We start from the raw sequence: 911 nt of genomic DNA on the forward strand, positions 1-911 counted from the left end.
GGCGGCCTTGTCCCACAGCCCGCGCCGGTCGGCGTGAAAGTAGGTATATCCGGTTGTCACCGCACAGATCGTCGTAGCAACCGCCAACATCTGAGTTCCGTTGACGAACAAGCTGATCGCTCCACCGGCGGCGGCGCCAAGGGAAAAGCTCGCATAAAGCAAGAAATAACCGAGCCAGTCTTCTACTTTTCCGCCGGCGATATGGCGTTCGATTCCCTGACCCATCTTGACCAATGTTCCGGTCACATAACTCAACGGAATGGACACTTCACCGTCTTTGACGAAAGAGGTGTTCAATGAGCCAATTCCGAAGACGACGAACAGAATCGGCACGAATTCCAAGTTGCTCTGTTCCCACCCGCCGATGACGATGTCGAGGGCGGTGGCGACCGCCAGCGCGAAGGTGGTCAGGACGGTGGGGCCGTGGGGGTGGGCAACCCAAATGTGGCGCCGGAACACCGATGCGACGACGACGCCGATGACAAAGCAGAGCAACAGCAGCGCCGCGGTGATTGACAGCCACACGTCATCGCGAAAGACGCCCAGCACCGCCCGCTGCGCATTGCCGGTCATGAACGTGACGAAGTAGCCCTCTGAGTGGGTGAATGCCGTCGCGCCCAAGACACCGGCCAACCCCGCCAACAGCCAGGACAATCTGGCCTCGCCGTCGTAAATCTGTTTCTGCACAAGAGCATGCTCGCAGAACTAGGCGATGCGGGCGGGCTCAGGCAGAAAGGCGAGCGATGGACCGCAACGGAATCGGCAACCAGCTCGGCCGGTGCCGCGACTCGTAACCCGCCTCGTACACCGCCTTGTCGAGCTCGTAGGCCGCCAGCACCAGTGCCGAATCGCGCGGGTCGGTTCCGGACGCGGCGGCGTACCCGTCGCAGAACGCGGTTCGGTTGCGCTCC

General features: G+C 61.7%; 1 protein-coding gene and 1 pseudogene. Both read right to left on the bottom strand.

The window, feature by feature from the left end:
* A partial coding sequence (locus tag A9W95_RS21650; RefSeq protein WP_067417575.1) for a YoaK family protein occupies positions 1-687 on the bottom strand: 687 nt, incomplete at its 3' end.
* Between the two features lie 37 nt (positions 688-724).
* Positions 725-911: pseudogene (locus A9W95_RS21655) on the bottom strand (maltokinase); the annotation flags it as partial.

The sequence above is a fragment of the Mycobacterium sp. 1423905.2 genome, from assembly GCF_001673155.1.
Taxonomy (GTDB): Bacteria; Actinomycetota; Actinomycetes; order Mycobacteriales; family Mycobacteriaceae; genus Mycobacterium.